Annotated in this window: 14 protein-coding genes; 5 read left to right on the top strand and 9 right to left on the bottom strand. The window is 52.4% G+C overall.

Annotated features, from left to right (window positions below; translation table 11 throughout):
• Nucleotides 1-2 precede the first annotated feature (2 nt).
• The 4 genes from ACFQZG_RS25940 to ACFQZG_RS25925 all read left to right on the top strand — a co-directional run bounded on the left by ACFQZG_RS25940 (nt 3) and on the right by ACFQZG_RS25925 (nt 2,522).
• The gene (locus ACFQZG_RS25940; protein ID WP_378157656.1) at nt 3-83 is read left to right on the top strand and encodes an IS3 family transposase; all 81 of its coding nucleotides are present in this window, start codon (nt 3-5) and stop codon (nt 81-83) included.
• Between the two features lie 589 nt (nt 84-672).
• The gene (locus ACFQZG_RS25935) at nt 673-1,260 is read left to right on the top strand and encodes a hypothetical protein (RefSeq protein ID WP_378157651.1); all 588 of its coding nucleotides are present in this window, start codon (nt 673-675) and stop codon (nt 1,258-1,260) included.
• A gap of 7 nt (nt 1,261-1,267) precedes the next feature.
• On the top strand, nt 1,268-2,029 hold the full coding sequence (locus ACFQZG_RS25930; protein ID WP_378157650.1) for a hypothetical protein: 762 nt from the start codon (nt 1,268-1,270) through the stop codon (nt 2,027-2,029).
• A 25-nt stretch (nt 2,030-2,054) separates the two neighbouring features.
• On the top strand, nt 2,055-2,522 hold the full coding sequence (locus ACFQZG_RS25925; RefSeq protein ID WP_378157649.1) for a hypothetical protein: 468 nt from the start codon (nt 2,055-2,057) through the stop codon (nt 2,520-2,522).
• Between the two features lie 877 nt (nt 2,523-3,399).
• On the opposite strand, the gene ACFQZG_RS25920 is transcribed toward ACFQZG_RS25925, so the two are convergent.
• The 5 genes from ACFQZG_RS25920 to ACFQZG_RS25900 form a co-directional block, all read right to left on the bottom strand.
• Nucleotides 3,400-4,086 (bottom strand): AlkZ-related protein, encoded by a 687-nt coding sequence (locus ACFQZG_RS25920; protein ID WP_378157648.1) that lies wholly within the window; start codon nt 4,084-4,086, stop codon nt 3,400-3,402.
• Nucleotides 4,087-4,173: 87 nt separating this feature from the next.
• Nucleotides 4,174-4,488, bottom strand: coding sequence for an MTH1187 family thiamine-binding protein (locus ACFQZG_RS25915; protein ID WP_378157647.1), 315 nt, complete (start codon nt 4,486-4,488; stop codon nt 4,174-4,176).
• Nucleotides 4,489-4,518: 30 nt separating this feature from the next.
• Nucleotides 4,519-5,403 (bottom strand): prenyltransferase/squalene oxidase repeat-containing protein, encoded by an 885-nt coding sequence (locus tag ACFQZG_RS25910; RefSeq protein ID WP_378157646.1) that lies wholly within the window; start codon nt 5,401-5,403, stop codon nt 4,519-4,521.
• 6 nt (nt 5,404-5,409) lie between these two features.
• Complete coding sequence (locus tag ACFQZG_RS25905; RefSeq protein ID WP_378157645.1) at nt 5,410-6,369, bottom strand: helix-turn-helix transcriptional regulator; 960 nt, start codon at nt 6,367-6,369, stop codon at nt 5,410-5,412.
• 165 nt (nt 6,370-6,534) lie between these two features.
• Nucleotides 6,535-7,299, bottom strand: coding sequence for an SDR family oxidoreductase (locus tag ACFQZG_RS25900; RefSeq protein WP_378157644.1), 765 nt, complete (start codon nt 7,297-7,299; stop codon nt 6,535-6,537).
• Between the two features lie 187 nt (nt 7,300-7,486).
• On the opposite strand from ACFQZG_RS25900, the gene ACFQZG_RS25895 reads away from it, so the two are divergent.
• Entirely contained in the window at nt 7,487-7,870 is a 384-nt protein-coding gene (locus ACFQZG_RS25895) for a MerR family transcriptional regulator (RefSeq protein WP_378157643.1), read from the top strand.
• A 105-nt stretch (nt 7,871-7,975) separates the two neighbouring features.
• On the opposite strand, the gene cysI is transcribed toward ACFQZG_RS25895, so the two are convergent.
• The 4 genes from cysI to modA form a co-directional block, all read right to left on the bottom strand.
• Complete coding sequence (gene cysI / locus ACFQZG_RS25890) at nt 7,976-9,700, bottom strand: assimilatory sulfite reductase (NADPH) hemoprotein subunit (RefSeq protein WP_378157642.1); 1,725 nt, start codon at nt 9,698-9,700, stop codon at nt 7,976-7,978.
• 36 nt (nt 9,701-9,736) lie between these two features.
• The gene (locus ACFQZG_RS25885) at nt 9,737-11,581 is read right to left on the bottom strand and encodes an assimilatory sulfite reductase (NADPH) flavoprotein subunit (protein ID WP_378157641.1); all 1,845 of its coding nucleotides are present in this window, start codon (nt 11,579-11,581) and stop codon (nt 9,737-9,739) included.
• 190 nt (nt 11,582-11,771) lie between these two features.
• Nucleotides 11,772-13,085, bottom strand: coding sequence for a serine hydrolase domain-containing protein (locus ACFQZG_RS25880; protein ID WP_378157640.1), 1,314 nt, complete (start codon nt 13,083-13,085; stop codon nt 11,772-11,774).
• Between the two features lie 168 nt (nt 13,086-13,253).
• Complete coding sequence (gene modA / locus ACFQZG_RS25875) at nt 13,254-14,006, bottom strand: molybdate ABC transporter substrate-binding protein (protein WP_378157655.1); 753 nt, start codon at nt 14,004-14,006, stop codon at nt 13,254-13,256.
• Between the last annotated feature and the right edge of the window lie 82 nt (nt 14,007-14,088).

Genomic DNA, 14,088 nt, shown 5'->3' with positions numbered 1-14,088 from the left:
ACATCCGATTCTATAATTACGAACGACTACAAAGAAAACTAAACGGCCTCAGCCCCATGGAATACAGGGCTAAGGCCGCATAACAATTTTTATTTATTATACTGTCTACTTGACGGGGGGCACTTCACTAAATGGAATTGGTCTCTTTCATTATAGAAACAGTATTCAATTTGCGTTTTGATAAGTGAATAGGATGTACACGCCGTAATTGACTCCAAAACTGTGAATCGGTCGTGTACTCTTAATTCGGCAATGGGATTATGCGATTGGAAATCGTTAAGTACCTTTTAGAGTAATGTACCAAACTACACTCTATTCATACCGAAACTCCAATGCACTCGTTCATAATTATCGAGGGATAAAAACTGATTGATTTCATAAAGTTTTGCAACTCTAATGCTGCCAATTAATTATCTATTAAAGGTCTGTGAGACTATTTGGGCTGAACTATTGGAATAATGCATTAGAAGCTGCGCCTGCCATTTCGTATAGAGTTTGAAAATTTTACATGTCTCCATACTAGCATGGTTTTGTTGGCAATTGCCAACAAAAATGCATTAGCTCTTGATTGGAGTAAGCTAAAATATAATAAATATGATGGCATATTTTGCTCCTATTTATGATATTTAGAAGTATGATATATTGCTCCTATGAAATTTAGGAGGGTGCTTAATGAAAAGCAAGAAAATGTATGTAGCTATTGCTTCTGTATGTATTGCAAGTGCCGTAATATTAATGTCCAATTCAAATTCATTTGCTAAAGGAGAACAGGGTAAAGAATTTCACATTAAATCAAAATATACTAATTTAGCTTCAAATGAGTTCGATACATTAAAAGGTAAAAAGGCCGCTGAAGATAAAATTGGTCTAACAGAAAATAACAAGTCAAAAACAAAGTTTGATTTTGATTTTTCTTTAAAAGGTCTAGATGATGTTGATAAAAGCGTTGAGATAATAAATGCCTCTGGAAGATTAAAAATTGATAACGAAAATTTTGAACTCAATGTAAACAGTGATGGGTCGTATTTGCAAAAATCTACCCTGGCAAATGGAATGCAGTTTATTTTCGGTTCGGTAGATGCTTATATTACGACCAAAAAGGGTCAGACAGAATACTTAACTCTAGGTTTGAACATAATTCCAGAAACGAACCAAACATTTATTACAACTACATTAGGCTCAATTGATAGTGATTTTGCGGTGTTATCCTTTGGAGATAACTTCTTGACTAATGAAATGATTGAAAAAATTAAGAGATAACGTAAAGGTGATTAAGATGAAAAAGAATCAAAAATTAATTATTGCAACTTCTCTTTTAATGACAATTGCCACGTCAGTTGTTCCCCATAGTTATGCAGCCCTACGTGATGAACCACTTTATGACATGGGAAGAGCTTATAACGCTAATGTAGGCGATTGGCCTTCAGATGGAAAAAGTACGGTGGTCATGAGCGTCCAAGCCAGGCATTATAATCCTGAAGGATTTGGTAGGGAACGGATTAGAGTGTGGGGAAGAAGCGCGAGTGTAGAACAACTTCTTAATAAATATGCTTTCGTGCATCAAACTTGGGCTAGTATTACTGCAAAAGGAAATGCTACATATAGCCCCTCTGTTCTAAGCTTTAATGCTAGTGACCCCACGGAAAATTTATCCGGCTTTACTCCCAATAATTATTTTTACGATATTTTAGGATATCTTGGTGTACCAACTGACACCTTAACTGCTTATATTAACGGTGCTGTGACAGAAGGCACGGATAGAGTAGAGAATAACGGTTATAATTGGGAAATGTACACGCGGAGACCTGAAAATGCAGACCTTCCAGATTCATTTTCGTATACACAAGCTGATAAGTCAGCCAATACAGGTACAAGCGTAAAGTTTTCGTACAACTTGCCTAATATGTATACAAACTTCAATATGGAAGCGGTAGGAAAAGTGCAATATGGTCTGATTGGTTCCCTCGGAGTTGTTGCGTATGCATGGACGGGGAAGGCAGTAATTAATCATCAAGTTAACAGGAAATAGTTGAATGAGAGCAGAGTGATGTAAAGTGACAAAGAATAAATACTTGATTATTCTTTTAATATTCTCTTTGTTCTTAAATATTGTATTGTTAATGAACTTACAAAGCTTGTTTAAATCTGATAAAAATGAATTATCTATGTATGAGAGTTCAATTAGACTTATTAAACAAGCCAATGATGATTACTTGAATAAAGTAACAAGGGAAAAGAACGATCAAAATTTAACCTATATTATGACTGCATATAAATACATTGATGATTCTCAAAATCTAATGCAGGATTATAAGAAACGTTTTGCAGAGCGAGGAAGAACAATAGAGGGCTTATATGCTGAACTCACAATTATAAAGGACATTTTGTACAGACAGTTTTTTTCACACTTCACTGATAAAAGTATCGATTTTGAAGAAATACAATTGGCAATTTCTGATATTAATCAGGTTGTTGAAAAATATCCCTCAACTCTAAGCCGAATAAAAAATTACCCGAAATAAGAATAAACAGGAGGAGCCGTTTGTTGGCTATCTCCTGTTTATTCTTTTCACGAATAATTTGCATTCTAATTACTGGAAACATTATTTGTTATTCCGTGTCCACATCGAGCATTTTATATGCAGAACTCGTTCACCTGACCCTGGAAATGGTTATTTAAGCTAGAATTGAAGAATCCATTGTCGAACGGGGGTAGAGCTTGAAAGGCAAGACGTTGTCGGGTGACAAAAACATAGTCCGATTAAAGTCCGCGTGAATCGCGGGCTTTTTTAGTTATCGGATCAAGTTCTTGTCATTTGACGATGTCAAGAACATTGTCCGATTTCCAATTGGTGACAAGAACATTATCTGATTACCGAAGGAGAAGGGTTATGTTTATTTAGTCGATTGAGTTGCGGCACTAGTCAACCTGAACCATGTGGAAAGTCAGTCTCAGCTATTCCGGTCTTAGTATCGGAAATCCGTACTACATGTAATTATCATCTGATAACATAGACACACTGACTGTGCCACCATAGGGTGAAAATTGGATTGCATTGTCCAAGATATTCATCTTCTAACATATACCTTTAAGTTAGCATTAACAATAATTCTCCAAGGACACAAAAGTCGAGACATAAATCATTGAATCGGAGCTTGAGAAATCAGGCACTTTTGTTTTTATATCTCAACTCTTGGGTAAGCACGGCCTAAGTCTCGTTAAAGACTTATGTATAAAATACGGGTTTTGTGAAGATGTAATGCGGGGTTAAAGCCGGAGCCATATCGACCTGATTATGATCGCTTGCTCCGGCTTGCTCCGGCTTGTCACGACTTATTGCGCTTATATATCGTTACGTTCGTCTTACGCATGTTCATGTAGTATTTACTCGCGCCAATCTACGCTTCGAATCCGAACAGCTTGCCGAACGTTCGCAGCGCATCCGGATTGCATCTTGGCTGTAATCGTTCGCGTACGATTCGACGAGCTTCATGTACGTCGATCGGATTCGGATCGATGTCGTTCGTCGACATCCAGTGATCCGCCGTTTCGTATGACGTGCTGTTCCAGCCGTTCTTGTCGCCGTTGTCGTTCAAGCGTTGCTTCACGCCGGAGATGACGATATCCATATGCGCTTGCAGCTCTGTAATCGCTTGATCATAAGCTTTCTTATGTTCGGTCGCGCTCAGGCCGCTTAGCTTACGCAATTCGCGCGTCTCGATGCCCGGATTCTCTCCTATTAACTGTGATAAATTCCTCGCAGTTGAAGAGATCAACCCGTCGGCATACCGTTGTTGCATCGTGCCCGTATGTCCAATGATCGACTTCACGGCCGGCACGAGCTCGCGAGCGATCAGAATCGATTTCTTCTTCAGGAACTTGCCGTACGCGGCGACGCCGTCCGCCGGGAACCTGGCTCGCCACAGCCACGGATCGCGCTCGGTCTCCGTATGCCAGTCCTCAATGTTCGTCAAGCTCTCCAACGACGGATAATCCGGAACCAACGTCGACAACGGCAATATACCGATCTCTTGAACTGCTTGAACGGCCTCTTCATACCTCTCGATCTTCTGCGTCGGTTGCATCGATGGAATCTCCTCGCACTATTAGTTTACATAATTATCGTTACGTATACATTCAAAAATGATAGTCTTGCTGCCATCCCGCCATAGTTACGATCCAACCTGTAGTTTGCTCTCGACGGATTGCATCTTTTGCACCATCGTACCGACATGATCCCGACGATCGTCGATCGTCAGCGTCGTCGATACCCGCATCGCCCCGTTCTCGAAAGGAACTTCATGCATTCTCCTCACGACGGCTAGCAATTCATCCAGGTCGCCTTCGATGATCGTGCTCATCGGAGTCAACTCGTACTTCACTCGATCTCCCGATTGCTCGAGCACGCGATAGACCGCGGCGACGTATTTGCCGACGCTCGTCGAGCCGGTGCCGAGCGGTACGATCGTGACTTGCGCGATTGCCATTGACGACTCCTCCTTATTCGAAGCCCCGGCCTATAACCAACCGTAAGCTCTTAATGTTATCAACCGATCGACCGTCAGCCAACCTCGCCATTCCGCGTCCGCGCCCGGTCCGACAGCAGGCCAACTGATCGCCCAACCGCCGTCTTCCTGCTGCTGATCGACAAGCGCCTGCAGGTGAACGCGAAGGTCATCGTCCGATATGAACCGGCTTGCATAGCTGCTTGGCGTCGGCGCCCAATCCAATACTTTGTGCACGTAGCCTTGCCCGTTCGGGTCGCGTTCGATCGTTCCCGGACGCTTCAGCCATTCGTCCACGATCGCCAAGTATCGCTTGGCGCGCGCTTGGTCCGGCGTATGCCGCAAGAATTCGATCCACTGGATGCCGTCATGATAACCGTTAGGCTGCTCCAGATCCATCGTACGCCATACGTATTCCTCGCACCGTTTGAACCAAGCTTCCTCCGCGATCGCCGGATTCGTCTTCTGCTTATAGAGAAGTCCGAGTATCGAGCCCGTAGGATTGATCGACGCAACGTCGTCGCGTTCCGCCTTCCACCATGGGGCGTGAGGATATTCGCTCGCGCTGCGGAGCACGAACGGGAAGCCGCCGTCCGGCAACGTGATCGCGCGCAAATAGCGAACGATTCCTTCCACAATATCCAGGTCGTACGCACCGATATCGTCCATGATGTGCAGCGCCATCTCCGTCGGCACCGGCTGACTGGTCGGCGTGCGAATGTCCGCCTCGAGCGCGTGGCCGAAGCCGCCGTCCGGATTCTGGTACATTCGAAGCGTATCGATTACCGCTTGCCTGGAACCGCCCTCGAAATGATATTCGAACCGTCTGCGGTCGATCAATCTGCTATTCGCGTACAGATACGTCCTTGCACGCGCCAATATTTCCTTGTCCGCCATCCTCGTTCACTCTCCCCGATATCTCTTGCGTACTTGTCTCGCCATGCCGGCGATCGCTTCCCGAAGGCTCGTCGGTTCGATCACTTCCGCATCCATGCCCAAGCCGTAGAAATAACGCGTTGCCCACGTCCACTCCGAGCGCGGGCAGACGAAATCGACTTCCCAAACGTCGTCCGACAGCTGCTTCACTTGTTCTCCCATATGGAAGTCTTGTTCCGCCAACAGCGCACCGCGATAAGTAAGCTTGGCGACGATTCTCGTCATCGGCTCTGCTGCGCCCGTTACAGACTCGTCGGCACGAGCCTTCAATGCCCGAACATCGCGTCCCGTTTCCAATGGCGCGTCCGCCACCGACACCGATTCGAATCGGTCGACGCGCAACGTGCGAAGCTCGCCATGCGTCTCCGAATAAGCTTCGCAATACCAGAAGCCGTGCGCCGCGTAGATTCGGCGTGGCTGCAGCCAGATCTCCCGTCGTTGGGTCTCGGAACGATACATCGCCTTGAGCCAACTCGCTTCCGCGGTCAGCGTCAACAAGGTCGCCAAGAGCTGCGTCTGCACCGTTCGCGGCGCCACCTCGATGGCCACGTGCTCGAGCATCGGCTCGATCTGCTTCAACGTCTCTTCCGGCAAGGCGGATCGGATCTTGTCCATGACCGTCCACCTGGCGTGCTTGAACGGCGTGTCGGACATCTTCGTCAAGCCGTTCAGCGCGAACAAGACGGTCAACGCTTCGCCGGAATCGAGCATGAGCGGGGGCAAGCGGAATCCGTCCATTAGACGGAAGCCGCCCGTCGGGCCCGGAATCGCGAATAGCGGGATGCCCATCTCGGCTAACGCCTGCATGTCTCTCATGATCGTCCGCTTGTTCACTTCGAACTTGTCCGCGAGCCGCTGCGCGGTCTCCGGCTTCTGCTGCAGGGCGATCACGATCGCCATTAATCGGTCCGACCGTTTCACTGCCATTCCTCCCCAGTCACAACAACATTATAACACCCGAATGGTGACACGAAGAATGTCATCGATTATCGCCGTACCCAACATTTTTCCGATGGACGACACGACAAAAAAATCCGTACCCGCGAGCTCTCGCCACCCGCGAATACGGACTTCCTTACCATTCATGCCGCGTTACAGATTCATGCCGCCGGACGCCTCGATGCGCTGTCCGTTCACCCAACCCATCTCGTCCGATACGAGAGAGGCGATGACGCCGCCGATGTCCTCGGGCTCGCCGACGCGGCCGAGCGCGATCAGCGAGCCGATATGCTTGCGCGCTTCCTCGCTCGCCTTAAGTCCGCCTCCGTTGAAGTCGGTCGCGATCGCGCCGGGCGCCACCGCGTTCACCCGAATGCCGCGTCGGCCGAGCTCCTTCGCCATGTACTTCGTCAGCACTTCGATAGCGCCTTTCATCGCCGCGTAAGCGCCGTAACCTTCGATCGTGAACCGGGTCAAGCCTGTCGACAGGTTCACGATGGAGCCGTTGTCGTTCAGATGCGGCAGCAGCTTCTGCGTCAAGAAGAAGACGCCCTTCAGATGCACGTTCATGAGGCTGTCGAACTGTTCCTCGGTCGTCGACGCCAGCGGTACGCTTGCGCCGATGCCGGCATTGTTGACGAGATAGTCGATGCGCTCCGCGTTCCACTTGTCTCGCAGCAAGTCCGCTAACTCGGAGACGAAGCCGTCGAACGAAGCGACGACGCCGGTATCCAGCCGCAGCGCGGCGGCTCGTCCGCCGGAACGCTCGATTTCTCCGACGACAAGGTCCGCCTGTTCCCTCTGCGTATGATACGTAACGACGACGGCGATGCCTCTGCGGGCCAACGCCAGCGCGGCGTCTCTGCCGAGCCCGCGGCTGCCGCCGGTTACGAGCGCGATCTTCGATTGATGGTTCATGCGAATCTCTCCTTCGAATATCTGTTATTCCCGAGCGGAACGCAGAGTAAACGGGATCTTTAGCAGCTTCGCCGCCGTTTGCTTCCGTGTCCGACTCGGTATATGCTAATGCTACTCGTTAGAGTTCTATCGAAGTCAAGCATCCCGTTGCAACAATACCATTGAACACGGAGGGAATCCACGTTCCATGTACACCATTAACGAAGTCGCCCAACGGTGCGACATCTCCGCTTATACGCTTCGGTTCTACGACAAGGAAGGGCTGCTGCCGTTCGTATCGCGCACGCCGTCCGGCAATCGCTCGTTCTCGGACGCCGATCTCGAGATGGTCAAGCTCATCTGCTGCTTGAAGAACACGGGCATGCCGATCAAGGAGATCAAGCGCTATATCGATCTGTTCATGCTCGGCGCCGATACGGCGGACGATCGCAAGCGAATGATGATCGAGCATCGCAAGTCCGTCCTGAAGCAGATCGACGACCTGAAGAAGAACGTCAATCTCATCGACCTGAAGATCGCGTTCTACGACAACATGGAAGCGCGTCTGGCCGCGCATCATCGCCAAACTTAGAGTATGCTCTAACCGCAAACAAGCTCGCTTCCCGCGAATGCCGATGACGGCACCCCGGGTATGCGAGCTTGTTTGCGTTAGATAGATGATCTCTTTACGTTCGAATTACGCGTGGAAGTTCGTGCCGTCCGTCGTCGCCTGCACGTAGCCGGCGCGGATCGCGAAGTCGCCGAAGTGCTCGCCGGAGATACGCTCCTTCGCGTAGCGCGCGAGCATCGGGCGCAACGAGTCGAGAATTTCGGCTTCGCCGATGTTCTCTTTGTACAGCTTATTCAGACGCTCGCCGCGGAAGCCGCCGCCAAGATACATGTTGTACTTACCTTGCGCCTTGCCGATGAACGCGATCTCCGCCAGCATCGGGCGCGCGCAGCCGTTCGGGCAGCCGGTCATGCGGATGACGATCTCCTCGTCCTGCAAGCCCGTCTCCGCCAGCATCGGCTCGACTTTGTCGATCAGCGAAGGAAGATAACGCTCCGACTCCGCCATCGCGAGTCCGCAAGTCGGGAACGCGACGCAAGCCATCGAGCTGCGGCGCAGCGCCGAGTAGAAGCTGCCGTCCGTCAAGCCGTAAGTCGCGAGCAGATCCTCGATCTTCTTCTTCTTCTGAGCGCCGACGTTGCCGATGATCAGGTTCTGGTTCGCCGTCAGGCGGAAGTCGCCGCCGTGTACTTTGGCAATCTCGCGCAAGCCCGTCATAAGCCGCTGATCGCCGTCGTCCTTCACGCGGCCGTTCTGGATGAACAGCGTGTAATGCCACTTGCCGCCAGTGCCTTTGACCCAACCGTAACGGTCGCCGTTGGATTCGAAATGGAAAGGCTTCGCTTCGCCGAGCGCGTATCCGAGACGCGCCGTCAATTCGTCCTTCAGCCATTCGAGGCCGCGGTCGTCGATCGTGTACTTGAACCGCGCGTGCTTGCGGACGGCACGATCGCCGTAGTCGCGTTGGATCGTAACGATCTTCTCCGCGACGTCGACCGCTTGCTCCGGCGTGCAGAAGCCGATGACCTTCGCCACCTGCGGGTACGTCTTCGGATCGCCGTGCGACATGCCCATGCCGCCGCCGACCGTTACGTTGAAGCCTTGCAGCTTGCCTTCGCCGTCGACGATCGCGATGTAGCCGAGGTCCTGAGAATACACGTCGACGTCATTGGACGGCGGAATGGCGACGCCGATCTTGAACTTGCGGGGCAAGTAAACTTTGCCGTAGATCGGTTCTTGCTCGACGCCGTCCGAGCTGTCTACGATCTTCTCTCCGTCCAGCCAGATCTCATGGTACGCGCGCGATTGTGGATCGAGGTGCGTGCTGATCTTGCTAGCCCACTCGTACACTTCCGCGTGGAGCTCCGATTGGTGCGGATTCGGGTTGCACATGACGTTCCGGTTCACGTCGCCGCACGCCGCGAGCGTGCTCAGCATCGCGTCGTTCACTTCGCGAATCGTCTTCTTCAGGTTCCACTTGATGACGCCGTGCAACTGGAACGATTGGCGAGTCGTCAGACGGATCGTGCCGTTCGCGTACTTCTGAGCGACGCTGTCCATCATGAGCCATTGGTCCGGCGTGACGACGCCGCCGGCGGCGCGGACGCGAAGCATGAACTGGTACGCCGGCTCGAGCTTCTGCTTGTTGCGCTCGTTGCGCAAGTCGCGGTCGTCCTGCATGTAGCTGCCGTGGAACTTCATCAGCCGGTTCTCGTCTTCCGTGATCGATCCGGTAATCGGATCCTTGACCGCTTCCTCGAGGTTGCCGCGCAAATAATTCGTTCGAAGTTTAATCTCCTCCACGTCGCTGTGGGGAGCGCTGTTCGTCGATAATAAGTGATTGTTAGACATTGATTAATCTCCTCTCGCAAGCCGTGAATCCGCGTTCTAGTACACGTCTCTCTGGTAACGCTTCTGCTGCTGCATACTAGCCACGTATTCCGCGGCTTCCGCCGAACTCATCCGGCCTTCCTTCTCGACGATGGAGAGCAACGCCGCATGCACGTCGTGCGCCATCTTCTTCTCGTCTCCGCACACGTATACGTACGCGCCTTCCTGCAGCCACTTGAACAGCTCTTCGCTCTTCTCGTGCATCCGATGCTGCACGTATACCTTCTTGTCGGTATCGCGCGAGAACGCGACGTCCATGCGCGTCAGCACGCCGTCCTTAAGCCAGCGTTGCCATTCGATCTGATAGAGGAAGTCCGTGGAGAAGTGCTGGTCTCCGTAGAATAGCCAAGACTTGCCTTCGGCACCGGTCTCTTCCCGTTCGCCGACGAACGCGCGGAACGGAGCGACGCCCGTGCCCGGACCGATCATGATGATCGGTGCGTTCGAATCTTCCGGAAGCTTGAAGCTCGTATTGTTCTGAATGAATACCGGCACGTTGTCGCCCGCCTGCACGCGCTCGGCCAGGTGGATGGAGCATACGCCGTTGCGATCGCGGCCGTGCGCCTCGTAGCGCACCGCGCGAACCGTCAGGTGAACCTCGTCGGGATACGCGCTCGGGCTGCTGGCGATCGAATAGAGCCTCGCCGGAATTTTGCGAAGCAACGTCACGAACGGCTCCGCCGGGTAATCCTTCAGCTTGAAGTCGCGCGCGAGGTCGAGCAAGTCGCGGCCGTTCATGTACTCCTTCAGTTCTTGTTCGCCGCCCGGAGCGAGCAAGTCGCACAGGTCCGCGTTAGACGTCAGTTGCTCGATCGCCGACAGCAGCGGCTTCGTCAACGTCGAAATCTCGTAGTGTCCGATCAGCGCGTCGCGCAGCGGCCGTTGCTCGCCGCTCTTGCTGACCGTAACGAGCTCGTCGGCGCGCCAGTTCATCTCGTCGATCAACGCGTCGACTAGCGCCGGATCGTTCTGCGGAATGATGCCGAGGCTGTCGCCCGGCTCGTACGTCAAGTTCGAACCCGCAAGAGACAGCTCCACATGGCGAGTTTCCCGGTCGGAGCCTCTGCCGTTCAAGTTCAAGTTCTCCATCACTTCGGCTTGGAACGGATTGCTTCTCGTATATTCGGATTCGCCCGCCGAAACGCTAGCAGCGCCCGACGCAACGGTCGGAGCCGAAGACGCGGAAGAAGCGGCCGCGCTTACCGCACCCGTCACCTGGTTCAACCACTCGGTCGCCGCCTCTTCGAAGTCCACGTCGCAATCGACGCGATCGACGATCCGCTTGCCGCCGAGCTCTTCCAGTCGCTTGTCGAAGTCTTTGCCGGTTTGGCAGAAGAACTCGTAAGACGTATCTCCCAGCGCCAGCACGGAGAACCTCAGGTCTTCCAATTGCGGCGCGCGTTTGCTGTGCAGGAATTCATAGAACGCGATCGCGTTGTCCGGAGCGTCCCCTTCTCCGTGCGTGCTGACGACGATGAACAGGTCTTGCACCTTCTTCAAGCCGTTCAGCTTGAAGTCGCTCATCGACGATACCGTCGACGCGATGCCTTGCTCCGTCAGCTTCTTGTTCAGCTTGTTCGCCAGCTTATGGCTGTTGCCGGTCTGCGAGCCGTAGAGCACCGTCGCTTCTCTCTTGACGGCCGGAGCCGGAGCCGCTTGCGCGGGAGTTGCCGCGATCGTTCCCGCGGCAGGCTGTCCGCCGCCGAAAGCGCCGGCAGCGTTTAATGCCGTTAAATAACCGCTAAGCCAAGTTCTTTGCGTATCCGTAAGCGAAGGCAACAGACGGTTAAGCAATTCCGCCTGCTCCTGATTGAACGGACTGTTCGTCGTTAGCAATTCCAACCTTATCCACCTCGTAGCATGTATCATCGAATTTTGTAACATTATCTATCTTTGAACCTAACACAGCGCATTGCCAGGGTCAATTAGATTGATTTTATAAGTGCTATCAGTTCCGGTTATGCGCATGGCAGAAGCCAATCCGGCGAACGGATTGGCTTCCCTGGCTCAACTAGGCTTCCCTGCCGCGAATCTATTTATAACGCATCATCAGATCTTCGATATCTTTGGCCGCCAAGTCCAACCCTTCGTTGGAATGGTTGCTTAATAGAATGATCGCGTAATCTTGCGTCAAGTTGCGCCGGATATGCGAACGGAAGCCTTTGTTCGTGCCGGACATCATATTGATCTGGCCGTACGGACCATCGAAGTTCATCCATCCGTATCCCCAGGAGCCGTGACCGGTCTTCAGATGGAACAGGTTGACGGCCGCCTGCTTGCGCAGCAGCTTGTCGGTATACAGCACTCTGTCCCACAGGTACAAGTCTTCGACGGTCGAGTACAGACTTCCCGAACCGCCCCGGCTCGGATAATCCATGAACTGCTCGACGTAGCCTTTACCCGTCTTATACGCGTATCCCTTCGTCGGCGAGCCCGAACGACTCAAGTCGTATCCGGTATGCCGAAGTCCGGCCGGTTCCAAAACGTACTTCTCGATATACGCCTCGTAAGACATCCCCGATGCCTTGCTGATGATTTGTCCTAACAAGATGTAGTCGAGGTTGCTGTACATTTGGCCTTTGCCCGGCTCGTAAGCCAACGTCAGACGCTTCAAGTCTTTGGCGCTCTTCGGCAGTCCGGCGGTATGCGTCAACATCTGGTTGATCGCTATCTCGTCTCCGTGAGGCAGCGAGGGAAGATACTTCGCGGCCTTGTCTTTCGTTCGCAGTTTGCCTTGCTCCTGAAGCTGCAGGACGGCCAGCGCGGTGAACGTCTTCGTAATGGACGCGATCGCGAATTTCGTCGAGGGCTCGTTCGGAATCTTGGCGTCCATCGACGCGTATCCGTACCCCTTCTTCGTCAGCACGTTGCCGTCAATCGCGACGAGATTGCTTCCGTTGAACTTCTCCATATGGTTCAATCTCGTCAAGTACGACTCGATGAGCTCGCCGGTCGACATGCCGTACGTTAGATCGGTAAGCAGCGTTTCGCCGGACACCCGCATCGGCGTATATCGCACGTTCATTCTGTCGAAAAACTCGTCCATCGGCACGTAGTAGTCGTTCCTGATCATCAATCCGTCGTTGGACAAATAGACGATGTTGTTCTTCTCGCAGCTCTGGCGCTTGGAAGCGGAGAAGACGGTGAGCTCGCCCGAGATGACGTCGCACCCTTCGCGCAGCTCGATGTAAGCTTCGCCGCCCGGAGCGGCATATGTAGAATCGAACCGGACGAACTTCGCGCCGAAATACTCGTATTCGTCGTCCAATAGTTCCTTGGCGTCCGCGGACAACGGGGAAGCCGATACCGCGATCGACAAGGCCAACAACCATACAGTGCGCTTCACGTTAACGCCTCGCTCTTCGTAGATAACGATTCCTATCATAGCGAAGACTGTAAGCGCGTGCAACGACAACTTTCCGACGTTAGCGCCGGTCGACTGGGGCAGATTCCCTTTTGATACGTTTTGTGATTTATTATTCTCTCTATTAGTTTACATAATTTTTGTTATGAATCAATCTCCAGAAGGCAGCGTGAACCCGTACTTTTGGAAAATAGCGACGGCTTCCTCGGATTGCAAGTATTCGTACGCGTCCTCGGCTTCTTGCCGATGCTCCGTCGCCTTGACGAGCCCTATCGTATATACGATCGGCTTGTACGTCGCCGGATCGACGGCGAACGCGACGTTCACCTTGTCCGAGGTCAACGCATCCGTCTTATACACGAATCCCGCATCCACGTTCCCCGTCTCCACGTATTGCAGCACTTGACGGACATCCTTGGCTTGCACGGTCTTCGATTGCAGCTCGTCCCAGATGCCGGCGTTCGTTAACGCCTCTTGGGCATAGCTGCCCGCCGGCACGCTGGCCGGAATGCCGATCGCGATCTGCTTGATCTCGTCCTTGGACAAATCCGCGATGTTAGCCAATACGTTTCCGTCAGTAGGCGTCACGACGACCAACTCGTTAGAGAGCAGGTTCGCATGCATGTCTTCCTCGATCAATCCCTTGTCGACGAGCGCGTCCATGTTCTTCGCGGCCGCGGACAGGAACAGATCGACCGGCGCCCCCTGCTCGATCTGCTGCTGCAGCGCGCCGGAAGCGGCGAAGTTGAAGCTAAGCTTCACGCGATCATGAGTCGCTTCATACTTCCCTTGAATTTCCGTTAACGCGTCCTTGAGGCTTGCCGCCGCGGATATCGTCAATTGCACCGGCTCGCCTGCCGCGTTGTTCGACTCGTTGCCGCATGCCGCCGCAAGCGACAGCATGAACATAGCCGCGATCAAGAGCCAACGATTCCTCTTGCTTCGTAATAAAGTACGCATTTCCCCATCTCCCTATCATACTATT

The organism is Cohnella sp. GCM10027633 (genome assembly GCF_042675445.1).
Taxonomy (GTDB): domain Bacteria; phylum Bacillota; class Bacilli; order Paenibacillales; family Paenibacillaceae; genus Cohnella.
The sequence above is the reverse complement of the archived record's forward strand: the minus strand, read 5'-3'. Positions and strand labels throughout refer to the sequence as shown.